The organism is Natrinema ejinorense (genome assembly GCF_002494345.1).
Classification (GTDB): Archaea; Halobacteriota; Halobacteria; order Halobacteriales; family Natrialbaceae; genus Natrinema; species Natrinema longum.
This window is the reverse complement of sequence record NZ_NXNI01000001.1, coordinates 2,408,565-2,431,628: the sequence shown is the minus strand read 5'-3', so window position 1 is coordinate 2,431,628 and position 23,064 is coordinate 2,408,565. Positions and strand designations below refer to the sequence as shown.

The window sequence follows — 23,064 nt, the reverse complement described above, 5'->3', positions numbered from 1 at the left end:
GCGTCCGAACGGGTAGCTATGTCACCGGATTCGACGCTCGAGTCCCGACCGGCCGACGCCGCGGCCGGCCGCGACCTCGAGGCCCTGCTCGGCGACGCCGTTCTCCGTCGCGACGATCACCTGAACGCACCGGGCTTCGTGATTCGGCCCGACGCGGTCCAGCGCGTCCTCGAGACGCTCCGCGAGGACGCGGGGTTCGACCACTGTTCGTGCGTGACCGCCCAGCAGTATCCCGATCGGTTCGAGACGATCTATCACCTGAAATCCTACGATGATCCGACCCGCGAGGTGAGCGTCGTCGTTCCGACGGCGGTCGCGGACCCGGTCAGCGAGTCCGCCGAACCCGTCTTCCGAACGGCGGACTGGCACGAGCGCGAAGCCTACGACCTCGTCGGCATCGCGTACGAGGACCATCCCGACCTGCGACGGATCCTCCTGCCGGACACGTGGCAGGGCCATCCGCTCTCGCTGTCGTACGATCAGGCCCAGCCCCAGGTCGTCACTCTCTCGGAGCACGAAAACCCCATCGCGGGCGACGAGCACGACGCCGACTCGGAGACGATGTTTCTCAACATCGGCCCGCACCATCCGTCGACCCACGGCGTCCTCCACGTCAAAGCGGTGCTGGACGGCGAGACGGTCGTCGACGCCGACCCCGACATCGGCTACATCCACCGCTGCGAGGAGCAGATGTGCCAGAACGCCACGTACCGCCACCAGATCATGCCCTATCCCGACCGGTGGGACTGGGTCTCCGCCGGCCTCCTGAACGAGTGGGCCTACGCCCGCGTCGCCGAGGATCTGGCAGACATCGAGGTCCCCGAGTACGCCCAGATCATCCGGACGATGGGGGCCGAACTCTCGCGGCTGGCCTCCCACTTCATCGCTCTTGGGACTTACGCGCTCGACATCGTCGGCGAATTCACCGCCACCTTCCAGTACGCCATCCGCGATCGGGAACTCGTCCTCGACCTGCTCGAGGCGCTGACCGGCCAACGGATGATGTTCAACTACTTCCGGCTGGGCGGGGTCGCTTGGGACCTGCCCGAACCTCGAGAGGAGTTCATCGCGGACGTCCGGGGGGTCCTCGACGGACTCCCGGCCAAACTCGAGGAGTACCACGACCTGCTGGTCACGAACGAAATCTTCCAGCGCCGGTGTATCGACACCGGTGTCCTCGAACCGGAGGTGGCCAAACAGTACGGCTGTACCGGCCCGGTCGCCCGGGGCTCGGGTATCGACTACGACCTCCGGCGAGACGACCCCTACGGCTACTACGAGAACCTCGAGTGGGACGTCGTCACGGAGCCCGACGGCGACAACTACAGTCGCGTGCTCGTCCGCATGCGCGAACTCGAGGAGTCCGCGAAGCTCGTCGAACAATGTCTCGACCTGCTCGTCGAGTGGCCCGACGACGACCGCGAGATCCAGAGCAACGTGCCCAGAACGCTCAAACCGGAGGCCGACGCCGAGAGCTACCGCGCCGTCGAGGGGGCGAAAGGCGAACTCGGCATCTACGTCCGTTCGGACGGCACCGAGACGCCGGCGCGGTTCAAGATTCGAAGCCCCTGTTTCTCGAACCTCTCCGTCCTCCCCGAGATCACTCGCGGCGAGTACGTCGCCGACCTCGTCGCGGCGATCGGCAGTCTCGACTGTATCATGGGCGAGGTCGACCGGTAATCGGCCCGCGGACGGCAGATCCGTGAGCTATCACGTGACCGCGAAAACGAATTTACAGCCGCTCGGACGGGCTGTTGTCACTGGCACCTGGCGCACCTGTACGGCGGGTTCGCGAGCGCGCCGAAACTGACCGACAGCAAACCGTCTCAGTCGTCCGTGTCGCCGTCGACGATGACCTCGACGGGTTCGTCCGTCGTGTCCTCGCTCTCCTGGCCGGAGCCACGTTCCTGGTGCCACAGGAGCGCGCCCGCGACGAGGACGACGATCCACGACCGCCAGTTGGCGAGGTTCAGGGTGTAGCCGACCCCGAAAGGCTTCTCGACGAGCATCCCCTCGCCGGGCTGCCAGTACGACGAGAGCATGCGACTGATGCTCGGTCGCTCGAAGTTGTACGGTACCCCAAGAATCTCACCCGAAGTCGGCTTCTCTGCCATGGCCGGTGATACGTCTTCCCCCGATAAAGGTATTGTGTGCTGCGACGATCGGTGCAAACAGTCGACTGCCGCCAGTCGATCCGCCCCGTCAGGATCGATAGCGGCCGCGCCCCTCGACGTCTCGCAACCGCTCGAGGACCCGCTCCTCGCCGACCTCGCGGTAGCCCTCGCGGACGGCCCCGCGGAGCGGCTCGGGCTCGTCGGCGGTGCCGACGAGGCTCTGATCGAAGACGTGCAGGTCCATCGCGTAGTCCTCGACGTGATCGGTGTGATAGCCGAGCCCGAAGTCGATGAGGTAGGTCCGGGCTCCGTTTACCCGTACGTTCCGGGTCGTCGGATCGCCGTGGACGAACCCCGCCCGATGGAGTCGAGCGAGATGACGGCCGACGTCGCGGACCCGTTCAGGGGACAGTCCATCGCGGAGATCCCGCTGGCCGACGTACTCGAGGTCGAGGCGCGCCTCGCGGGGATCGACGTCCGAGAGCACGGGCGTCGGAACCCCCTCGCGGCGGGCCAGACTCGTCAGGCGAGCCTCGAGCGTAGTCCGCTCCCTGCGGAGTCGGTCGTCGAGTTGGGGGTGGCGGTAGGTCTTGGACTCGCGGCGCTTCCGCACGCGCCCTCGCTCGGGCACGATGTCGACCAACGCTTCGGCCCCGCGGACCTGCCGCTCCGCCGTGGCCCCCTCGCCGCGTCCGGCCGCGAGCTCCGGTTCGTCGACCCGCCAGCTCACGGGTACCTGGTCGGGACGGAAATCGGGATCGACGCGCGAGTCCTCGAGCGCGAGCGTGTCACCGGCCGCGTACATCTTCGCCCCGAGGACGGCGATCATCCCCGCGTTATCGCGCAGGAAGCGCGGCTCGGGCGCGTGGAACTCGGCCCCGCGCTGGGCACACATCTCCGCGAGCATCTCGCGCAACCGGGCGTTCTGGCCGACGCCGCCGCCGAGGACGAGTTCGTCGCTGCCGGTCAGCGAGAGCGCGCGTTCCGACACCTCGGTCAGCATGCCGAAGACGTTCTCCTGCAGGGAGTAACAGACGTCTTCGACCGGCGTCCCGTCGTCGACGGCCTGCTTCGCGGCGCTCATGATCCCCGAGAAGGAGAAGTCCATTCCTTTGACGACGTACGGAAGGCTGACGTAGTCACCGTCCTCGGCAGCCGCTTCGACCTTCGGCCCGCCGGGATGTGACCAGCCGACGTGGCGCGTGAACTTGTCGATCGCGTTGCCGACGCCGGTATCCATCGTCTCGCCGAGCACGCGATACCGGCCGTTCCGGTAGGCCAGCAGGTGCGCGTTCGCCCCGCTCGCGTTGAGACAGACCGGGGAGTCGAACCCCGACGTGTGGCGGCCGATCTCGAGGTGTGCCACCATGTGGTTCACGCCGACGAGGGGTACCGCGAGTGCCTGACTCAGTGCACGCGCGGCGGTACCGACGACGCGCAGGCAGGGACCGAGGCCGGGACCGCGGGAAAAGGCGACGGCGTCGATCGGTGGCTCCGTCGCCGGGCCGTCGTGGCTCTCGCGGGCGTGCTCGAGGGCCCGCTCGACGACGCGGGGGATCGCGTCGTGCATGTGCTCGGCGGCTTCGCGGGGGTGAATGCCGCCGCTCTCGGGCTGGTAGGCGTCGCTTTCGATCACCACGTCGTCGCGATCGGCGTCGTAGACCGCCGCGCTGGCCGCCCAGGCGGTGCCCTCAATCCCGAGAACGCGAACGGTGTTACTCACGGATTAGAACGGGTGTGGTCGTGGTTCGATCTGCCGCTGTGGCCGACACAGCGCCTTACTCCCACTCGGTGTAACTGCACTTCCCGCAGTGCTTGCGGTCGCCGTGGTTGGCGAGGAAGACGTCGCCACAGCGGGGACAGAGTTCGCCCTCGGTGGAGCCGTCGTCGCCGTAGAGGTCGTAGCGCGCCATCTATGCTTCCTCCGCTTCGGCTTCAGCCTCGGCCTCGGCCTCTTCCTCGGCGCCGATCTTGTTGCGCTCGAGCATGTGGTCTTGCTCGACGTCGCGGGCGTAGTCGGCCGTGTCGTAGACTTTCGCCTGGCCGACGGTCTTGCGCATCCCGAACTTGGTGTCGAGTTTGCGGATGACGACCTCGTCGGCGTCCTTGTTCAACTTCGCCGCGAGGCTGTCCCGAACCTGCAGTCGTTCGGGGGTCGCGTCCTCGTGGGAGAGTTCGAAGGTCACGTCAGTCCGATGCAACATGGGGTTTTCCTCTTCGGAGATGATGTCGACGTCCATGATATCACTCAGTTACCCTACTATCCCCGTGTAGCGCCTAAAAGGATTTCGAAGCGCCCGACTCGCTCGCGACCGACCGGCTCGAGCGGACCGCGTTGCGAACCGGCGAGTTCACGAACTGTTTTTGTATCCGAACTGAGCATGTCGTAACAATGACCTCCAGACGTCGTGTGCTCGCCGTCGGTGGACTCGCTTTGACGGGCATCATCGGCGGAACGCACCGGCTCGACCGACCGGTGTCGGCCGCGACAGCCTCCGACACTGACTGGCCGATGGCCCGGTACGACGCCGCCGGAACCGGCTACAACCCCGCGGCATCGGGACCGAAAGACGGCGTGACGATTCGCTGGGAACGCGAGCCCGACGCGACCGTCAGGGGACCGGCACCGCCGACGCTACGCGGCGGGACGCTCTCGGTCGTCGGTCGAACGTCGCTGATCGCGCTCGAGCGACCGAGCGGCCGGCTCCAGTACGAACGGGACGGCTACTCGTACCTGTCGTCGCCGACGTGGGCGAATGCAACGGCCTATCGCACTGCCACCCTGGCCGTCAGGGGGATCGACGGGATCTACGGGCTCCAGGCCGGCGGCGGCTACGACGTCTTCGGCCGGAGCGTCGGCCTCGAGCGCTGGCACGCGCCGGGACAGCCACCGCCGATCAAGCGCATCGCGAATCCGACCGCGCCCGCTCCCGTCGCGGTCGACGGGGTGATCTACTCGGTCGTCCCCGAGACGAACCGCGTCGTCGCGCTCGATGCCAGCAGCGGCCGGGTCCGCTGGGAGATCGAGATCGGCGAAGGGTTGCACACCGCGAACCGACCGGCGGTTCGCGACGGCACCGTCTACGTGACGTGTGGGGCCGGTCACGTCGTCGCGGTCGACGCCGAGACCGGCGATCGCCGCTGGGACGGGCGGGTCGAACCCCTCGATCCCGACGACGAGTTCGTCGCTCGCCAGAGCAACCCACCGACTGCGACCAGTGCGGGGCTCGTCGTCCCGAACCGGCGCGCCGTGACGCTTCTCGAGCCCGGCGGCGACGATATCCGGTGGGAGTACGTCCACGACGGGGTCGCCAGCCACGGGAGCGTCGCCGTCGCCGACGGAACGGTCTACGCCACGGACGGCGACGAATCGCTCCATGCGATCGATCTCGAGACCGGCGACGAGGTGTGGACGGCCGAGTACACCCGCGACGTCCATCCGGTGGTCGCAGACGGCGTCGTCTACGTTGCGGATTTCTGGCTCCCCGAACTGCACGCCTTCGACGCCGAAACCGGTGACAGGCGATGGACGTACGAACTCTCACACGGTCCCTCCCAACCCATCGTCGGCGACGGTGCCCTCTACGTCGTCGCACACGGACGCGTGCTCGCCCTCGAGGAGGCCGAGTAAGCATGTCCGGAGAACACGATCCCGCGGCGGTGTGCGACGCCGAACGAACGCTGTCGCACCCTCTCCGGGCGGCGCTCGCCCGGCTTCGTCGCGATCCGGCGCTGTTCGGGCCCTTTCTCCTGGTCGGAATCGCGCTCTCGCTCGTCGACTGGCTCCGCCGACGCGATCCGCTCCCGGCACCCGAGCGCGCGGGGTTCGGAACGAACGGCATCGATATCCGGCTCGAGTTCGTCGGCTATCCGACGGGGATCGGCCAAACGATGCGTCCGCTCGAGTCCCTGATCGGGCTCGAGCCGGGGTATCTCGTCTGGGGGCTGGGACTGTACGGGCTCACGACCCTCGCGGTCAGCGTCGCTGGCGTCGTGACGATGGCTCACGCGATGGGGCGAGACGTTCGGCTCGGAGCCGTGCGCTCGCTGTTCGGGTTCGTCGTGGCAACGGACCTGTTCCAGCGGCTGCTGGGATCGATCGAGCTATTGCAGGCGATGGGGTTGTGGGGCGTCGTTCCGCTGGCGATCTATTGCTACCTGTTCGTTCGCTTCTTCGTCGCACCGGGGCTGCTCGTCGACGGACGCTCCATACAGGCAGCGATCCGGGGCAGTCTCCGACGGACGGCGGGCCGTGGCTGGCGGCTCTTCGGACTGGTCGTCGCGATCGGACTCTCGGCCTGGCTCCTCGCGAGCCTCCCCCTGGGAACGGTCCTGAGCAGTGCCCTCGTCGCGCCCGTTCACGCCGTCGCGATCGTCGTCGTTCTCGAGCGCGACCGGAGCCACCCCGCGTTCCGGTAACTGCTCCGGGTCGATTACGCTGGCAGTGCGACCAGCCCGCGTGGCGACTGCGTCTCGAGGGCCGTCGGCCACTCGGTCTCGATGCGCGTCCACGAGCCGCCAAAATCCCGCGTCAGGAACAGCCCGCGGTTGTTCACCGCGAAGACGACGCCCGGCTCGCCACTCGTCGCGAACACCGCTCGGACGACTCCCTCGCCGGTCGGTAGGCCACGGCCGTCGAGACGGTCCCACGGTCCGCCGTCCGTACGGCGGTAGACGAACGAGTCGGCCCTGCTCGCAGTGTGGGCCGTCGCTGCGCCGCGCGCGCTCGAGACGAGCACCCGATCCGGGTCGTCGGGATCGGGGACGACCGACCAGCAGTAGCGGTGCTCGAGCCCGTCCTGTGGCCGTCGCCACGACTGGCCGCCGTCGTCGCTCTCGGCGTAGCCGTCGCCGGCAGCCGCGTAGAGTCGCCCCTCGAGAGCCGGGTGCGTCGCCAGGCTGTGATTATCCCGACGGGAGCCTGGCGGCCGATCGCGCCAGGTCTCGCCGCCGTCGGGCGTGTAGACGAACGCACCGGCTTCGATCCCGACGGAGAGTCGGTCGGGATCGGTCGGATCGACCGCGAGACAGCGGACGTGATGGGTGTGCGGGCGCGGGGGGAACGACCACTCCTCGGCGGAGGGGAGGGCGGTCAGGCCCTCGAGGCGGGACCAGGTGTCGCCGCCGTCGCGGGAGCGGTAGACCCGGCTGGGTTCGGTGCCGGCGTAGACGACGGTCGGATCGTGAGGGCTGATCGCCGCGGCCATCACGGGATCGCCCCCGCGGTCGGCCGTCCCGCCGCCGGGTTCCCCTGCCGTGCGTCCGCTCGACGAGCCACCGGCGACGAATCGCGTTTCGAGGCGGTCGAACGACTCCCCGCCGTCGACGCTCCTGTAGAATCCCTCGTCGGCCCCGACGAAGATCCGGTCGGGTGCGCTCGCGTCGGCGGCGACGCATTCGAGGGCGTGGCCCTCGAGTCTCGTCTCGGTCGTCCAGCCGTCCGGGCCGATTCCGTCGGCCGTACAGACGAGCAGTCGATCTCGGAGGGCCGCGATCACCGTCGTCATACGGCTCCCAACGTGGTCGGTGCACATGAGTCGTCCCCCGGTGGGAGCGGTGACTCGAGGTATCGGTCCAGTGATCAGAGCAGGTCGAAGTCGATCACGACGACGCTCACGTGTAGTACGGCCAGTACAGCGCCCGCCCGGCTTTTACGAGCGGCCAGAGCGGACTACAGCCCCGCTCCCAGACCAGGATCGGCACGGCCCGCCCGCCGAACCCCTCTTTGAACCGAAACACGCCGTCCTCGAAGTCCGTGTTCGTACTCCCGAAGTCGTACGTTTCGTAGCCGTTCTCGATCCCCCACCGGAAGACGTAATCGTAGAGGAGTTCCGACGCGTGGTCGTCGAAGTACTCCCGGGGAACGGCGGCGAAAAAGCCGTGGATCGAATCGCGCTCGTCGTCGAGCAACTCGAGCATTCCGCCGGCATACTCGCCGTCGATCCGAAGCGTCACGAAGAGGAGCCGATCCTCGAACCCCAGGAGGGCCTCGAAGAACGAGAACGGATACACGCTCCCGCCGACCCGCTCCATAACGCGTTCGTACGTCCGATAGAACCGCGAGAGGTTCTCCCGCGTGAGCGGCTCCTCGGCGATCTCGACGTCGCCGTCGCGACCGCGTTCGATCCCGCGCCGCCGGGTCCGACTCATGTCCGCGAGGATCCCCTCGTGGCCCTTGGTGAGGTCGAGCAGGAACCGACACTCCCGCCGAAAGGGACGATAGCCCGACGACTGGAGCGCGTCGTTGTACCGCAGGTAGCTCGTATCGAGCCCGCGGATCTGGTGGACGATCGCCGTCCCCCGACAGACCGCCGGGACGGCCCCGAGGATCCGATCGAGCGCGTCGCTCGTGTCAGTCGGCAGCAACGGGCCACCGAAGCCGGGATAGAGCGACGAAAGCCGGTCGAACGGGGTTTTTTCGATTTCGACCACGAAGTTGGGCATCGCGCCGATCGTGTTCCCGTCCTTGGTGACCGTGAGGTGTCTTGGCTGATAGCCCAGCCCGGTCTCGATCGCCTCGAGCCACTCGTAGCGATGGAAGACGCTGCCGCGACTCGAGCGCTCGACGAGCCCGTTCCACTGGGCTTTCCCCACCTCATCTATCGATTCGACGACAGTCACCTCGAGACTCGACTCCCTGTTCCCCGTGGACCGCCCATACCGGTTCGAGAACAGCGACCCGATCCGATGCAATCTCGAGCGTGGAGTGCCGCCGGTCTGTTGTGCCATTGCCCGATGTCAAGAGGGGGATCCTATTTGGTAGTCCGTCCATTCCGTCTCGGGGCCGTGATGGTAACCACACCCAACCGGTATCGCGCTATCGTCACACTGCCGGCCCGGCGCGGGAGCGTCGCCGGTGACGGTCAGCGAACATTCGCTCACGAACTATAGTAGCAACTGAAACGATTTACACACTGATCGCAACGCTGTCGTGCGATCAGGTGTGCAATGACTTTCAGTTGCTACTATAGCGGCCAGCGACGCCGCCCCTGGAGACGCTTTGCACGCTCCGGGATCGGCGTGAACGTCACGCCATCCCATTCGACATGTGTGATTCGACAGACAGTAGCACCCACAAAAAGAACACAGGTGCGGGTTAGCTACTGAAATCGTTACAGACTGGGATGCCGACGGTGTTGAAATCGGTCATCGCCTCGAGTTCGTCCGGCACCTGATGAATGTCGATTTTCTCTTCGACGAGGGCGGTCGGGTCGAGTTTGCCGCTCTCGATCATATCGAGCATCTCCGAGTAGCGCGATGGCTGCAATCCGAGCGAGCCGACGAACTCGATCTCCTTGGCGACGATTTCGTCGGTCGGAAGCGGAATCTCGCCCCGTTCATCGCTGGTGGTGAGCCCGATCTGAACGTGACGGCCACCCTTTCCGAGCGAGTCGACGGCGTTTCGACAGGTCGTCTCGATTCCGAGCGCGTCGACGGAGACGTCGGCACCGCCGTTCGTGATATCGCGGACCTCCGTGGCAGGATCGTCGACGTCCTTCGCGTTGACCGTCGTCACGGCACCGAGTTCTTCGGCTCTGTCGAGTTTGTCGTCCATCAGGTCGACGCCGATGACGTTCGCACCCAGCGCGTTCGCAATGTGTATCGCCGAGAGCCCGATCCCGCCACAGCCGTGGACGACGACGTCCTCACCGTTGCCGACATCCCCCTGATGTGCCATTCCGTGATAGGATGTCATGAAGCGACAGCCACAACCGGCGGCGGTCTCGACGTCAATGCTATCCGGAAGCGGGACGGCGTTGATGTCTCCGTTCGGGATATGTACTTCCTCGGCGAACGCGCCCGGTGCCTCGTTCATAAAGCCGAGTCCGATGTGGTTCTCACAGATGTTTTCCCGCCCGTTCCGGCAGAGCGAACACTTCCCGCAGGCGAAATTGAAGGGGATCGCGATCTCTTGGCCCTCTTCGATGTTCTCGACGTCGTCACCGACCTCGACGACGGTTCCAGTGGGTTCGTGGCCGAGGATGTGCGGCAGATCGGGACGGTAGCCAAACCAGTCCCAGTCTCCCTGCCAACAGTGCCAGTCGCTCCGACAGACACCACAGCCCTCTACCTCCGCGATCACGCCGTGGGGCTCCGGATCTGGCCGTTCGACTTCCTGTACGTCGAGCGGTTCTTGAAATTCCTCGAGGACGACGGCTTGCATCGACATTACATGCTAGTCGATACCAAACCAGGGTATAAGTTGAGGGGGTATCCTCATCGATTGAAACGTCTCCCGGATTCCGAAGTCCCCCTGGATACAGCCGCTATTCAGCAGTTGTGTGACGCGAGGGAGGGACTGCTCGGTGCGACAGGAGTGTTTCATCGGTGCTCTCGCGATCAGAGATGTCGCTCGCTGACCCCGCTTACTACCCACAGCTCCTGAACTGCTGCACACCGGTAGCTCCGGGATCTGCTGGCGCCAGTCAGGCGAGCACGTCGACCTCGTACCCCGCCTCGCGGAGATCCGAGAGGAAGGCGTCGACGTGGTCCGGGCCGCGCATCTCGAGTTCGATCTCGACCTCGGTGTCGCTCATCTCGACCTCGCGGGAGGTCCGGTCGTGGTGGATCGCGTAGATGTTCGCCCGGTGAGCGGTGAAGATGTCCAGCAGGTCCTCGAGCGCGCCCGGCCGATCCTTCAGCACGGTCCGGATCTTCAGGTAGCGGCCGGTTTCGACGAGGCCGCGGACGATGACGTTGGTGAGCGTGTTGAGGTCGATGTTGCCGCCACAGAGCGCGGGGACGATGACCTCCTCTTTCTCGTAGTCGAAGTGCTCGAAGAGGACGGCGGCGAGTGCGACTGCACCCGCGCCCTCGACGAGGGTCTTCGAGCGCTCGAGCAGGTAGACCAGGGCGACGGCGATTTCGGGATCGGAGACGGTAACGACCTCGTCGACGTATTTCTGAATGTAGGGGAACGTTTGCTCGCCGACGCTGCGGGTGGCGATGCCGTCGGCGATCGTATCCACGCCGTCGAGCGAGACCCGTTCGCCTTTCTCGAGGGACGTCGCGGCGCTCGAGGCACCCTCCGCCTGGACGCCGATCACGCGCGCGTCTGGCTTTTGCTCCTTGATGGCCGTTGCGATGCCGCTGATCAGCCCGCCACCGCCGATCGGGACGACGACGGTCTCGACGTCGGGGCAGTCCTCGAGGATCTCGAGGCCGATCGTCCCCTGACCGGCCATGACGTACTCGTCGTCGAAGGCGTGGACGTAGGTGCGGTCCTCCTCGCGCTCGATCTCGTGGGCGCGCTCGGCGGCCTCGTTGTAGTCACGTCCCGAGAGGACGACCTCCGCGCCGTAGCTCTTGGTCGCCTTGACCTTCGAGATCGGCGCGTGCTCGGGCATGACGATCTTCGAGTCGACGCCCGACCGCGTGGCCGCGAGCGCGACCCCCTGCGCGTGGTTGCCCGCACTCGCGGTGACGACGCCCGCGTCCTTCTGGGCCGCCGAGAGCGTCGCGATCCGGTTGGTCGCCCCGCGGATCTTGAACGCGCCCGTCCGCTGGAAGTTCTCCAGTTTCAGGCGGATGTCTGCGCCGGTCATCGCGGAGTACGTGTGCGAGTGCTCGAGTGGCGTGTGCCGAGACGTCTCTCGGACCCGCTCGCGTGCCTCGAGGATATCGGAGAGTTCGAGCATATCCCCGTCTACTCGGCGTGTGGTGTAAGGATTACTGTCGGAGACCGTGAGAGCCGTTTCGGGCTCGCACCGTCGTCCGCTGACAGTGATGTGCCGCCAGATCTGGGCAACACGACAGGGAATACAGGGAATGCACGGCGTGTGACGTGCGAATGAGGAAGGGAACCCCGTCCATATAAATCTCATGCACCCGCGGTGAAAGTGAAAGCGCACTACTGCGGCGGGATTTTGGCGGCGTCAGACGCAAGACAGACGCGTGTCATTCGCGGGTTCGGACGGCGATCCCAGTCCGTGACACGACCGATCGAACGCGCTCTCGAAACGACCCGCCGCCGGGCCAGGTCGCGTCGACGTCGAGTCGATCCGGTTTCCCGACGTATGCCCAACACTGATCGCCCTCGGCCACCCCCTCTCCCCCGTCGTCTACGGCCGCCACTGGCACTGCGACCCGGACGTACAGCCCGTTTTCGACCCCCTCGTACCGATCGAGTGCGGCGAGTTCGGTCTCGTCGACCGCGAGCAAACGTCCGTCGACGCTGCCGCCGGGTGCGAGTGTCGGATAGCGGCCATCGACCCGGTGGAGTCCCTCGAGCGTCGCGTTGCCGACGAAGCGATCGGCCGCCGCCGGCGGTTCCAACTCGAGGACGGCTGTGACTCGAGCGGGATCAGTCAGGGTTCCGTAGACGAAGACGAGCACGCCGGATCGTTCCGTCTCCGACCCCTTGCTCGTACTGCTTCGGTTCACAGTCTCGGACGGTCGTGCTCGTCGTACTACACAAAACACTTATAGAACTGATTGGTGGTCTCTGACATGAACCGCGAGTCCCTCCTGGCCGTCGCGACGGTCATCGTCGTGGTCGGGGCAATCACGACCCTCGCTCTCGCCGGCGCGGTGTCCGATCCCGACGAGTCCGAGACCGCGGCCGACGTCGAGACTCCCGGCCACGTGTCGCTGACGGAACTCACGATCAGCGCCGACGAGATCAGCGGCGGCACCGCCACGCTCGCCGTCGACACGTATCTCGAGCACCGGGGCAACCCCGTCAGGAACGTTACCGTCGTCCACCGGGCGACCGATATGCAGACCGGGCTCGTCGAGGACACCACCGAGCGGGAGGTCGGGACGGTCGACGACGAATCCGAAGTCGTCGTCTCCGGGACGGTCGCAGTTCCACGGCAAAGTGGTTACGAAATCGAAACCTTCGTCTACCGCAACGGAACGCGGACCGAATCGGCCAGCCACACCGTCGAGGGAGTCGGTTCGCTGACACCCGCCTACGCCGATACCGACGTCGAGTTCCACCGCTTTGGCGGGGAGTCCGGTGGGAGCCTCGCGGACGTTCCCGCGATCAGCTACTCGGTCGCGTCGACGGCCGACGAGACGGCGACCCTGGAAGTCGATAGCTATCTCACGAATACCGGCGACGATACCGAGTCCGACCTCGTGCTCCAGGTGATCGCGCGACAGTCGGATTCGAACGTCGTCGCCGATTCGGCGACCGCCGAGCTGTCGGCGATCGAGCCCGGGAAAACCGCCTCGCCGAGCGTCGACCTCACGGTTCCCCAGGAGTACGACTACTACCTCGATGCGGTTCTCTGGCGGGACGACACCATCGTCGCCACGAACCGCGCGGTCGCGAATCTCGGTCCCGGATCGCTGTCCGTCGACGAACCGAACGGGTCCGAGGGGATCGAAGTGAGCGACTTTTCCAGCGACTCCGGGACGGCGGCGGGCGACGGGCGGGCCGCCGACGAAGGAGGCGACGCCGAGGACTCGACCGTCGACGGGACGCCCGGCTTCGGGATCGTCGCCGCCGCTGTTGCACTGCTCGCGACGGCCGCACTCGCACGGAGGGCCCACCAATGACTGACACACCGACACGAACGCAAACGGAGGCATCGATCGACGACGAGGCCGAAGAGACGGCCGACCGACCGGACGAGTGGACGGAGACACCGCAGCCGGCCGGCTCGAATCCGACGACTGGGTTCGATGGCGACTCCGGTACGATCCGACGTTACATCGCCTGGGGCGGGCTCGGCATCTGTTCGTTGCTCGCCGTCGTCGCACTGATCCGGTTCTACGGCAGCGTGACGGCCGCGATCGATCTCTGGGTCGATCCCAAGTACCAGCCCCTGATACACGCCGCGTTCAACCTCACCGTCCTGCTGACCTCCCTGATCGGGGTGTCGCTGCTGGTCCGCGAGCTGACCGATAGCCGCCGATAAGAGCCAGCGACCACTCGCTTGCGAACCTGCAGCCAAGCACGGGTACGATAGCCGATCCGGTCGCTATCGAACGGCGCGGAGAACGAGAGAGGAGATCGCTGGACTCGAGGCGGTTACCGATCCTCGAGCGGGACGAACTCCTGATCCTGAGGCCCGGTGTAGCGGGCGCGCGGGCGGATGAGGCGGTTGTCCTCCTGGTACTCGAGGACGTGGGCGATCCAGCCGCCGGCGCGGCTCATGGCGAAGATGGGCGTGTACATGTCGATCGGGATGCCGAGCTGGTAGTAGACGGAGCCGGAGTAGAAGTCGACGTTCGGGGCGATCCCCTTCTCGGTGAGACCCTTCTCCTCGGAGAGGTACTGTTCGATCGTCGTGGTGTAGTTGTACCACTTGTCCTCGCCGTTTTCGGCGAGTTCCTTGCTACGTTCCTGGAGGATCTTCGCGCGGGGGTCCTTGACGTTGTAGACCCGGTGGCCGAAGCCGGGGATCCGACGGCCCTCTTCGGTCGCCTGCTCGACCCACTCGCGGTGGTCGAGGTCGCTCTCGTCGATCTCGATGAGGACCTCCATGACGTCCTGGTTCGCGCCGCCGTGGAGCGGCCCCGAGAGGGCGCTGATGCCGCCGGTCACGGCGCTGTAAATGTCGGCCATCGTCGACCCGATGACCATCGAGGTAAACGTCGAGGCGTTCAGCCCGTGGTCGGCGTGGAGAATGAGCGCCTGATCGAACGTCTCGGCGGCGATCTCGTCGGGCTCCTCGCCGGTCAGCATGTAGAGGAAGTTGGCGGCCAGTCCCAGATCGGGATTGGGATCGACCGGCTCCTCGCCCAGCCGGTAGCGCTCGAAGGCCGCGAGCGCGGTCGGGATCTTGGCCGTGATGCGACGCCCCTTCCGGAGCGTCGCCTCGAGGTCGCCGGGGTCGGCGTCGTCTTCCGGTTCGGAGGCCGAGAACATCGAGACGGCGGTCCGCAAGGCGGCCATCGGCTGTTCGTCCGCGTCCGCGAGTCGCTCCATCGTCGCGAGCACGTCGTCGTCGACCTCGCGTTCCGCCAGGAGCGCGTCGGTAAACGGCTCGAGCTCGTCTTCTGTCGGGAGGTGACCGTGCCAGAGCAGGTACAGCACCTCCTCGTAGCTCGCGCCACGCGCCAGATCCTCGATCGTGTAGCCGCGGTAGATCAGCCGACCGGCGTCACCGTCGATCGAACTGAGCTCCGATTCGGCAACCAACACGCCCTCGAGCCCTTTCTTGAGGTCGTCAGACATAGTCAGGGATTTCGGACGCCAATGGAAAAGTATTATCGTTTGGCCGGTGGCGGCGGTCGGCACATTGGATGTGTGTATTTTGCCGCTTTTACGAACACGTACGGGTGGTATTTCGATGATCGAACGAACACACAGTCAGTCGATTCCCGACCGGGTACTGTAATCGTCTTTCATTGGGAATCGCGACTACGGTCCCGCGTTCGTCGTCGCGTCTCGAACCACGTGAGAACGCTCCGGACTGTAAGGACCGACCTCAATCGAGTGCTTCGACCAGTTCGACGACGTAGCCGTTCGGATCCTCGACGAACGCGACGCGGACGCCGATGTCGGCCATCGTCGTCGGCTCCGTGTGAACCGGCGGATCCTCTCGATCGACCAGTCGCTCGAAGGTCTCGTCGGTGCTGTCGACACTGACGGCGACGTGGGCCATCGTCCCCGAGTCGATCTCCGGTCCGTCCTCGGGATCGTATTTGAACTGGAACTCGCCGTTCTCGCCGCCGATGTAGACGTTTTCGACGCCGTCATCGGTCGAGAACGACCAGTTCTCCTCGAGTCCGAGCGCGTCGACGTAGAACTCCCGCGTTCGCTCGAGGTCCGATACCCACAGCGCAGTGTGAATGACGTCCATGTCCCTCTGGAGAGCGTCGTCCGTGAAAGCGTTACTGGCGGAGCGCTCGAACTGAGAGGTCCCGTCCACTGTCGTCACGGTAGCGGTGACCTTAGGACTGCCGACGTTCGTCTTCGAGGATCGCGTCCATGAGTTTCGTCTGGGCTGCTGCGAGGTGTTCGGTGAACGTCGATCGGGCGACGTCGAGTTCCTCGGCGACGTCCGTCGCGTTCGCCCCCTTCGGGTAATCGAAGTAGCCCATCTCGTGGGCCGTCTCGAGGATTTCCCGCTGTCTGGTCGTGAGCGCGTCGCGGTTGACGACGACGGGATCCGCGGTGGCGTCGTCGTGATCTTGCGTGAGTTCTTCGACGAGTACCCCGTCGAAATACATCCGCAGGTCGTCGACGATCTCGGCGATTTCGGCCAACTCGAGCGTCCGAAAGGAAAGGAGCAAGGCACCGTCCTGACCGCGGATCGACGATACCGGGGTTCCCGTTCGCTCGATGATTTCACAGGCACAGTCGACGTCACTGTCGCGCTCGAACCGATAGATCGACTCTCGGTCGGTAGACTGAACGGGCGTCAGCTCCACGTCGGAATCGCCGTCGATCGAGGCATCCGCGGCGATGCCGAACTCCTCGACGACCGTTCCGTCGGCCGTCGACTGGGCCGATCGGGAGACGGAGTCGACCGGTTCGCCGGTATCCCCGGAGATGTCGGCGACCGGACAGTCACCCGGTTCGTCGATAACGACCGTTGCACGAAAGCCCGTCATACCGAGTTGGTACGGCCGCACGCGCCATAACCGGCCCCGGGAATTCCCGCCGGATGAAAATACCTCACACGGACCGCGCGACCCGGTCAACACCACTCCTCGTACTGATGGACACGAGCAGGATTCAGTGGCTTCGGCTCGCGATCCGTCCCGTCGTAGGCTGCCCGATGGTGCTCGTAGCTGATGCCGATGCTGTCGTCCGGGTCGTACTCCCGCGGGAGGATCGATTCCGCACGCCGCCGGTTCCAGTCCGCCAATTTCTCGAGCGCCGCCGGCCGGTCGATCGCCGTCGTCTCGAGGCCGCCCGCGACGGCCCGATTCCAGGCGGCTTCTCCCGTTTCGGTCCGGACGATGGCGGTCGTATAGCCGTCTTCGCTGCCGACGTTGCCGACGCTGATGTCGGCCGCGCCGCCGACGAAATCGGCACACTCGTCGCAGCCGCGCAGTCCCGCCGCGTCGAACGCGTCGACGTCCGATTCGAGGAGGGTCTCGCCGTTCCCGTCGACCGCACGAAGCCGCCCGTCACTGATGTCGAGCGTGTCGACCGCATCGGGATCGACGCCGAACGACTCGAGACGCGAGACCAGACGGCGATGCTCGAAACTACGGGTACACATCAGCGCGACCGTGAGCGCGATGGGATCGGCCGGCGCGTGGTCGTAGCGATCGAGCGCGGTCGCCCCCTGTATCATACAGGGCGTGCCGACGAGCGCGAGGTCCGGGTCGTCGGTTCCGATGGCTGCATCGGCGAGCAGCGTCTCGATCTGTCCCAGCCCCATCGTCTGGTTGTAGATGCTGCCGCCCGCCTCGAGCAGGTCCTCGCGGGAGGTCGCGAGGAACGCCTCGCCACGGAGCGGGTCGTCGTCGCGCTCCCGGGCGACGACCGCGCCGTCCAGTTCGCCGCCCTCGATCAGCGCCGCGAGCAGCGCCGTTACGACGCCGCCGTCCTGTCCCGCCTCGGCGGCGTCACCGGTCGCTCGAGCAGCGTACGTGGCGGGCTGGGCGAGCCCGCGTTCCTCGCGCGCGAGCTCGAGGTGACGCTCGTAGCGCAGCCCGCTGCGGGGACAGAAATCCCAGCAGCGCGAGCAGCCGGTACACATCTTGACGAGGGTGGGACGGCCCTCGTCCTCGTCGATGCCGATGGAGTCGGAGGGGCAGGCGGCGACACACGAGGCACACTGGATACAGCGGTCGGCCTCGATGACGGCCTCGTCTAAGTCCCGGAACCAGATCTTACCGGGGGCCTCGGCGACGTCGCGGTCCTGTTCGCGCGGATCCGCGCCGACGCCCTTGACGCCCGCTTGCGGGATGCCCGGACGGGGACCGCTCGCCGCGTCCGACGGGTTCGTGCCCGACATCTAGCTCACCTCCGTCCCGATGGCGGGCGGGTCGCGCGCCGGCTCGTCCGTGACGATCTCCCGAAGCGCCGCGTTCGAGGTCCGGCGGGTCCACTCGGTAAAGGACTCGCCGGGCTCGCTGTCGGCGTCGTAGGCGCGCATCGTCGCCTTGACGACGCCGGGCACGTCGTCGATCGGGATTTTCCCGACGAGCCAGTCGATGAACTCGTCGTTCCCGAGGTCGCCGCCGAGTCCGAAGTCGGCCGCCCGCCCGGACTCGTAGTCGTCGCGGTAGACCTCGCCGCGCAGCCCGAAGTCACCCAGCTGGGGCTGGGCACAGGAGGCCGAGCAGCCGGACATGTGGATTCGGATCGCCTCGTGATCGTCGGCGATTCCGGCCTCCTCGGCCCAGTCGTCCAACTCGCGGGCCCACCTGATCGCCCGATTCTTCGTCTCGATGATCCCGTAGTTACAGAACTCCCGGCCGGTGCAGGTGACGATCCCGCGCGTGAACGGCCCCGGATCCGGGCTGTAACGCTCGAGTAGCGGGTCCGCGAGCAAGTCCTCGAGTGCGTCGTCGTCCAGATGCGGGACGAGGACGTTCTGGTTGGGCGTCAGGCGGAACTCGTCGTCGCCGAGATCCGCGGCCAGACGAGCGAGGTCGGCGAACTCCTCGCCGGCCAGACGGCCAGTCGGGACGTTCAACCCGACGTACGAGCGGCCGTCACCCTGTTCGTGGACGCCGACGTGGTCCCCGCGGTAGTCCATCGTCAGCGTCTCGTCGGGCTCGACGAACTCGAAGTCGGCGTAGGTTGCGAGTTCCTCGCGGAACGCCTCGGGTCCGAATTCGGCGACGAGGAATCGCAGCCGGTTGACCGCAGTGTCGAGGTAGCTCCCGTGGTCCATGAACAGGTCGGCCATCGCGGCGACGAGGTCCTCGACCCGGTCGGGTTCGACGAACAGATCGATGTCGCTGGCGACCCGCGGGCCGTCCGAGAGGCCCCCACCGACCCGCGCGACGAACCCATCGCGGCCGTCCTTGCGGGCAGGCGTCAGCCCGAGGTCCTGAATGCCCGATCGGGCGCAGTCCTCGTGACAGCCGGTGACGCTGACCTTGAACTTCCGCGGGAGGTTGGCGTAGTGGTGATCGCCGAGGAACCGCTGGCTCACCCGCTCGACGACGGGCCGGATATCGACGGTCTCGTCGGGGTCGAGTCCGGCCGCCGGACAGCCGACGACGTTGCGAACCGAGTTCCCGCAGGCCTGCATCGTCGAGAGCCCGACCGCGTCGTAGCGGTCCCAGATCTCGGCGATGTCCTCGATCTCGATCCAGTGCATCTGGACGTCCTGACGCGTCGTCACGTCGAGGTAGCCGTCGCCGAAGACGGGATTCTGATCGGGGCCGCCGTACGCCTCGGGAGCCCTCGCGAACTCGTCGGCGACTTCGCCGACGGTGCGGGTCTGCTCGGCGGTGAGGACGCCGCCGGGGGCCCGCGTCCGGAGCATGAAGTAGCCCCGCTGTTTCTGGTGGTAGAGCCCGATCAGCTTCAGGCGGCCGAGCACGTCCTCGCCCAACTCGTCGACCATCGCCTCGAAGCCGCCGTTGTCGGCGTAGTAGCGGACCTGCGCCTGCAACTCGAGGGGGTCCCACTCCGGCGCTTCGGCGCGCACCCAGTCCGTCAGGCTCCCCTCGTAGAACGAGACGTCCCCGTAGCCCAGGTGTCGGAGCGTGACGAAGGTGTGACTGAGTCGCCGAGCCGTGTTGCAGTAGAGGACGATCCGTTCGTCGGGCGTGAGTCCGTTCTCGGCGAGCAGGTCCTCGAGCACCCCCTCGTCTCTGAGCCGGCCGTCCTCGAGCAGGTCCTCCCAGTCGAGGTGGACGGCTCCGGGAACCCGCGACTGCTCGTACTCGGCGGCGGTGCGGGTGTCGACCACGACGGCGTCGCCTTCGACGGCAGCGTCGACGTCCTCGCGGTCGACGATCGGCGCGTCGTCCTGGAGCCGAGCCTCGTAGGCAGTCGGTTCGGGATCGGGGGCGTCGGTCGAGAGGGATCGATCACCCTCCTCGAGCCACGCCTCGAGGCCGCCGTCGAGTAGATAGCAATCCCCTTCGTGGCCGTAGACGGTGGCGGTCAGCAGAAACCGCGCCGCGAGCGGGCCGCCGTCGTCACCGTAGGCGACGATGGTATCCTCGCGATCGATTCCGACCGCGGACAGGAGCGCCGCGAAGTCGTCGGCGGCCGGGAGCTTCCCGTCAGCGACGCTGCTCGGATCCCGGAACCGATCGGCCGGGACGGTGACCGCGTCCGGGACGTGCCCCAGTTCCTCGTAGTCGCGGGTCTCCCGGACGTCGACGACGACCACCGAATCCGCGTCGCGGTGGGCCTCGAGCCACACCGGCGAGACGATTCCGAGGGCGGAGCTCACCGACGGTCACCCGCGTCGTGGCGGTCGGCGTCCTCGTCCGATCGTGACTCGATCGGGCTCCCGGTTATGGCGTCATATCGGATCTTCGATACTGTCTCAATCATGCTGTGGCTGGCGGTAGCATCCGAGACCCCTTTCAGCTACGCGTACGGGTAAGCAGTACCGTCGCTCCCGGACGACGGCAGCGAGCCGTCGTCGTTCGTGACAACTTCGTTACCCGTGGTATGGACTGCTTTTATTCGTCGCTCGAGACGAAACGGACTCCTCGGCGTCCGTCCGTCCCGGGTGGCCCCTCGCCCGGTCCGTCGCCGAATGCGGCAACAAACTCCTGGTCCGAGCGAACGGGGAGGACCGAACCGAGCCCTCGATCTGGAACGATCCGAAATCGACTCCCGCGGGGAGGTCGTGGTACCACGACTCTCGGAACTCTTATCCCCGAATCGGCCCTACGTTTGTTTGTAATGGCGAAAGGTAACGTTGATTTCTTCAACGACACAGGCGGCTACGGTTTCATTTCGACGGACGACGCGGACGACGACGTTTTCTTCCACATGGAAGATGTTGGCGGTCCGGACCTCGAAGAAGGCACAGAGATCGAATTCGACATCGAACAGGCTCCCAAGGGCCCACGCGCGACGAACGTCGTCCGAACGTAAGTTCGAACTAGGTAGTCGTCTCTGACGACACTTTACTACTGTTTATCGCACCGCTCCCAGTCCCCCATAGCGGCGTGACTGTATCGTCAGGCCGTCCGCACCTCGATAGGAGGATGAGCGGAACCACCGGAAAACAAGGTACCGGTCCGGTAACGGAACTGTGTCCTGTCCGGAGCGTCGACGCGACCTCGAGGCGTGACTACAGCTTCTGGCCCAGTTTTTCGCGGCTGATCCGAACCCCCGTCGGCGTGATGATCATCTGATCGTCGCCTTTCCGGACGATATCGCCGTCGACTTCCTGTGCGACCTGGCGCAGTTCGTCGACGATGTGTTCGACGGTGCTGTCCTCGGTCCGCAGGCGCGTGATGTCAGCGACGACGATATCGCCGTCGTAGACGGCGTCCTTGATGTCGATCGCATCGGCCTGACCTCCGACCTCCGCGATGTGTACTTGCATCGTCGCTTCGGCCGGGCTCGTCGAGGCGTCGTCGAGATCCAGTTCGGCGTAGTCCTCGACGGTTCTGGACTGGTCGCCACCGAGAATTTTGCTCATGAGTCCCATTGGCGATACCCACCGCCGCCGCGAGTATAGTTCTTACGTCAGACACGGTCCCGTCTCCGGAACCGTCCGGAAATCCGACCCGAACGGCTGCCTCGGGTCACGGGGACACGTCAGCGACGACGCCTCGGTCCAGAGCGCGGCAGTGGTCGTCGAGACGACCGAATCTCACGCCATCGAACCGCCGTACAACGGCGTCCGTTGGAGGGGATCCCACTCGGTCGCCGCGTTGGGTTCGCTATCAAAACAGCAGCGACAGCACTCCTCCGCGAGTTCCGTCGAAACCAGGGGTCGGTGTCGGAGGCGTCCGGCTCGTTACGTCGGCGGTGCGTTTTCCGGTGGTGGGTGTTTTTGAATGGATCGCCTAATCCCCTTCAACAGTAGCTTGATTCCGCTCTTGTGTGCTTCCTTTCCCTTGTGAATGTGAGTGGGGCGAACCGGTTGTTCATCGTAGGTGTCGAACGCGCCAGGCGGAACGGCCCCCTCCTGCTCGAGTTCTCGACGCACCTCGAACAGCAATGCATGAAGGTGGATGTGTTCTTGGCTCTTCATGGGGACATTCAACACTTCGCCATCCATAAAGAATTTTGCAGTATTTTCTTGATGTACTAATATGAGTGACTGTGACAGCAACGGGGCGGTTCGAGGGAATCGTGGTCTGCGTTCGGGGCGAGGCAACGTCCGACTCGAAGGGGGTCGATCGAGAGCGCCGTCGCTCAGAAGCGTCCAGCGACGAATCCGGGAGCCATGATCGGCGGACGGACGCGGAGCAGATGGGACGTGTGTACTGGCGATCAGCAGGCTATCGGAGCCACTGGCGGCCACTGCACACCGAACCGTACAAGCGTTGTGAGCAGTGTGTGAATCGTTTTAGTGCCTCCTGGAGACCACGGAACGTGTCCACGCAGCCGGGAGGTGGGAAGACGACCGTTCGTCGTCGCCGAGCGGACTACCCGGTAAACTCGTAGAGTTCGTCACCGACGTGGTGGAGCGAATCGACGACCTTGCCCTCGTCGCCGACCATGTCCGCGCCGTCGACGCGGGCGCGACCGATCGCGAGGACCTTCCCGTGGGATTCCTCGGCGATGACGACCAGATCGTCCGGCGAGACGTCGTCGGTCGCCTCGGTGATTCCCGGTCGCATCACGTCGGCCCCGTCGCTGACGAAGGAGACGGCCCCCGCGTCGACGGTGACCAGCCGTTTCTCGGGATCGTAAGCGTTCGCTCCGCGAACCGTCAGGAACGGGTCATCGTCGAAGTAGGCGACCTGTGGTTCGCCGTCGATGAGGATGACTTCCCAGTCGGTGTCCTCGAACTCGACGCGCTCGTAGGCCTCACCCGCAGGCGAGACGCCGAGTTGCTCCTCGAGGGTGTCCTCGAGATCCGAGACGGCGTCGCTGCGGAGGTGGTGTCGAGATTTGACCTGCATGGTCGGAGCAACGCGTGGTCCGGAAATAAAA

Annotated in this window: 23 protein-coding genes; 6 read left to right on the top strand and 17 right to left on the bottom strand. The window is 65.8% G+C overall.

What is annotated here, in order from left to right; all coding sequences use genetic code 11:
- Positions 1–18: 18 nt before the first annotated feature.
- Positions 19–1,680: an NADH-quinone oxidoreductase subunit D gene (locus CP557_RS12130; protein WP_097380146.1), complete on the top strand. Its 1,662-nt coding sequence runs from the start codon at positions 19–21 to the stop codon at positions 1,678–1,680.
- Between the two features lie 146 nt (positions 1,681–1,826).
- On the opposite strand, the gene CP557_RS12125 is transcribed toward CP557_RS12130, so the two are convergent.
- The 4 genes from CP557_RS12125 to CP557_RS12110 form a co-directional block, all read right to left on the bottom strand.
- Positions 1,827–2,114, bottom strand: a complete 288-nt coding sequence (locus CP557_RS12125) for a DUF5808 domain-containing protein (protein WP_097380145.1) — start codon at positions 2,112–2,114, stop codon at positions 1,827–1,829.
- An 88-nt stretch (positions 2,115–2,202) separates the two neighbouring features.
- Positions 2,203–3,837, bottom strand: coding sequence for a bifunctional N(6)-L-threonylcarbamoyladenine synthase/serine/threonine protein kinase (locus CP557_RS12120; protein ID WP_097380144.1), 1,635 nt, complete (start codon positions 3,835–3,837; stop codon positions 2,203–2,205).
- Between the two features lie 55 nt (positions 3,838–3,892).
- Positions 3,893–4,027 carry a 30S ribosomal protein S27ae gene (locus CP557_RS12115; RefSeq protein WP_097380143.1) on the bottom strand — a complete coding sequence of 45 codons (135 nt, stop codon included), beginning with the start codon at positions 4,025–4,027 and terminating at the stop codon, positions 3,893–3,895.
- Positions 4,028–4,354 carry a 30S ribosomal protein S24e gene (locus CP557_RS12110; RefSeq protein WP_097380142.1) on the bottom strand — a complete coding sequence of 109 codons (327 nt, stop codon included), beginning with the start codon at positions 4,352–4,354 and terminating at the stop codon, positions 4,028–4,030. It abuts the gene before it with no gap.
- A 152-nt stretch (positions 4,355–4,506) separates the two neighbouring features.
- Between CP557_RS12110 and CP557_RS12105 the strand changes: the two genes are divergently transcribed.
- Both CP557_RS12105 and CP557_RS12100 read left to right on the top strand, forming a co-directional pair.
- Complete coding sequence (locus CP557_RS12105; RefSeq protein WP_097380141.1) at positions 4,507–5,745, top strand: PQQ-binding-like beta-propeller repeat protein; 1,239 nt, start codon at positions 4,507–4,509, stop codon at positions 5,743–5,745.
- Between the two features lie 2 nt (positions 5,746–5,747).
- Positions 5,748–6,533: a hypothetical protein gene (locus CP557_RS12100; protein ID WP_097380140.1), complete on the top strand. Its 786-nt coding sequence runs from the start codon at positions 5,748–5,750 to the stop codon at positions 6,531–6,533.
- 14 nt (positions 6,534–6,547) lie between these two features.
- Here CP557_RS12100 and CP557_RS12095 read toward each other — a convergent pair whose 3' ends face one another.
- From CP557_RS12095 to CP557_RS12075, 5 genes are all read right to left on the bottom strand, one after another.
- Positions 6,548–7,621, bottom strand: coding sequence for a WD40/YVTN/BNR-like repeat-containing protein (locus tag CP557_RS12095; RefSeq protein WP_097380139.1), 1,074 nt, complete (start codon positions 7,619–7,621; stop codon positions 6,548–6,550).
- 106 nt (positions 7,622–7,727) lie between these two features.
- Positions 7,728–8,843 carry a lipid II:glycine glycyltransferase FemX gene (locus CP557_RS12090; protein ID WP_097380138.1) on the bottom strand — a complete coding sequence of 372 codons (1,116 nt, stop codon included), beginning with the start codon at positions 8,841–8,843 and terminating at the stop codon, positions 7,728–7,730.
- Between the two features lie 367 nt (positions 8,844–9,210).
- Entirely contained in the window at positions 9,211–10,278 is a 1,068-nt protein-coding gene (locus CP557_RS12085) for a zinc-dependent alcohol dehydrogenase family protein (protein ID WP_097381628.1), read from the bottom strand.
- Positions 10,279–10,540: 262 nt separating this feature from the next.
- Positions 10,541–11,752 (bottom strand): threonine ammonia-lyase, encoded by a 1,212-nt coding sequence (ilvA, locus tag CP557_RS12080; protein ID WP_097380137.1) that lies wholly within the window; start codon positions 11,750–11,752, stop codon positions 10,541–10,543.
- 259 nt (positions 11,753–12,011) lie between these two features.
- Complete coding sequence (locus CP557_RS12075; protein WP_097381627.1) at positions 12,012–12,449, bottom strand: gamma-glutamylcyclotransferase family protein; 438 nt, start codon at positions 12,447–12,449, stop codon at positions 12,012–12,014.
- A gap of 114 nt (positions 12,450–12,563) precedes the next feature.
- On the opposite strand from CP557_RS12075, the gene CP557_RS12070 reads away from it, so the two are divergent.
- Positions 12,564–13,619, top strand: coding sequence for a DUF7490 domain-containing protein (locus CP557_RS12070; RefSeq protein ID WP_097380136.1), 1,056 nt, complete (start codon positions 12,564–12,566; stop codon positions 13,617–13,619).
- Positions 13,616–13,981 (top strand): hypothetical protein, encoded by a 366-nt coding sequence (locus CP557_RS12065; RefSeq protein WP_097380135.1) that lies wholly within the window; start codon positions 13,616–13,618, stop codon positions 13,979–13,981. The genes CP557_RS12070 and CP557_RS12065 overlap by 4 nt, the downstream gene beginning before the upstream one ends.
- A gap of 113 nt (positions 13,982–14,094) precedes the next feature.
- Here CP557_RS12065 and citZ read toward each other — a convergent pair whose 3' ends face one another.
- The 5 genes from citZ to CP557_RS12040 all read right to left on the bottom strand — a co-directional run bounded on the left by citZ (position 14,095) and on the right by CP557_RS12040 (position 20,371).
- Entirely contained in the window at positions 14,095–15,243 is a 1,149-nt protein-coding gene (gene citZ, locus CP557_RS12060) for a citrate synthase (RefSeq protein ID WP_097380134.1), read from the bottom strand.
- 253 nt (positions 15,244–15,496) lie between these two features.
- Positions 15,497–15,871 (bottom strand): VOC family protein, encoded by a 375-nt coding sequence (locus CP557_RS12055; RefSeq protein WP_097380133.1) that lies wholly within the window; start codon positions 15,869–15,871, stop codon positions 15,497–15,499.
- Between the two features lie 91 nt (positions 15,872–15,962).
- Positions 15,963–16,625, bottom strand: a complete 663-nt coding sequence (locus CP557_RS12050) for a helix-turn-helix domain-containing protein (RefSeq protein ID WP_097380132.1) — start codon at positions 16,623–16,625, stop codon at positions 15,963–15,965.
- An 86-nt stretch (positions 16,626–16,711) separates the two neighbouring features.
- A complete protein-coding gene (locus CP557_RS12045) occupies positions 16,712–17,983 on the bottom strand; it encodes a Coenzyme F420 hydrogenase/dehydrogenase, beta subunit C-terminal domain (protein ID WP_097380131.1) in 1,272 nt (423 codons plus the stop codon).
- Positions 17,984–20,371, bottom strand: a complete 2,388-nt coding sequence (locus tag CP557_RS12040; protein WP_097381626.1) for a rhodanese-like domain-containing protein — start codon at positions 20,369–20,371, stop codon at positions 17,984–17,986. It lies immediately after the preceding gene.
- A 479-nt stretch (positions 20,372–20,850) separates the two neighbouring features.
- Here CP557_RS12040 and CP557_RS12035 point away from each other — a divergent pair, with 479 nt between their 5' ends.
- Entirely contained in the window at positions 20,851–21,045 is a 195-nt protein-coding gene (locus CP557_RS12035; RefSeq protein ID WP_097380130.1) for a cold-shock protein, read from the top strand.
- A gap of 199 nt (positions 21,046–21,244) precedes the next feature.
- Here CP557_RS12035 and CP557_RS12030 read toward each other — a convergent pair whose 3' ends face one another.
- The 3 genes from CP557_RS12030 to CP557_RS12020 all read right to left on the bottom strand — a co-directional run bounded on the left by CP557_RS12030 (position 21,245) and on the right by CP557_RS12020 (position 23,033).
- On the bottom strand, positions 21,245–21,607 hold the full coding sequence (locus CP557_RS12030; protein WP_097380129.1) for a cell division protein SepF: 363 nt from the start codon (positions 21,605–21,607) through the stop codon (positions 21,245–21,247).
- Between the two features lie 312 nt (positions 21,608–21,919).
- Positions 21,920–22,156: a UPF0058 family protein gene (locus CP557_RS12025; protein ID WP_097381625.1), complete on the bottom strand. Its 237-nt coding sequence runs from the start codon at positions 22,154–22,156 to the stop codon at positions 21,920–21,922.
- Between the two features lie 397 nt (positions 22,157–22,553).
- On the bottom strand, positions 22,554–23,033 hold the full coding sequence (locus tag CP557_RS12020; RefSeq protein WP_097380128.1) for an RNA-binding protein: 480 nt from the start codon (positions 23,031–23,033) through the stop codon (positions 22,554–22,556).
- Positions 23,034–23,064: the final 31 nt, after the last annotated feature.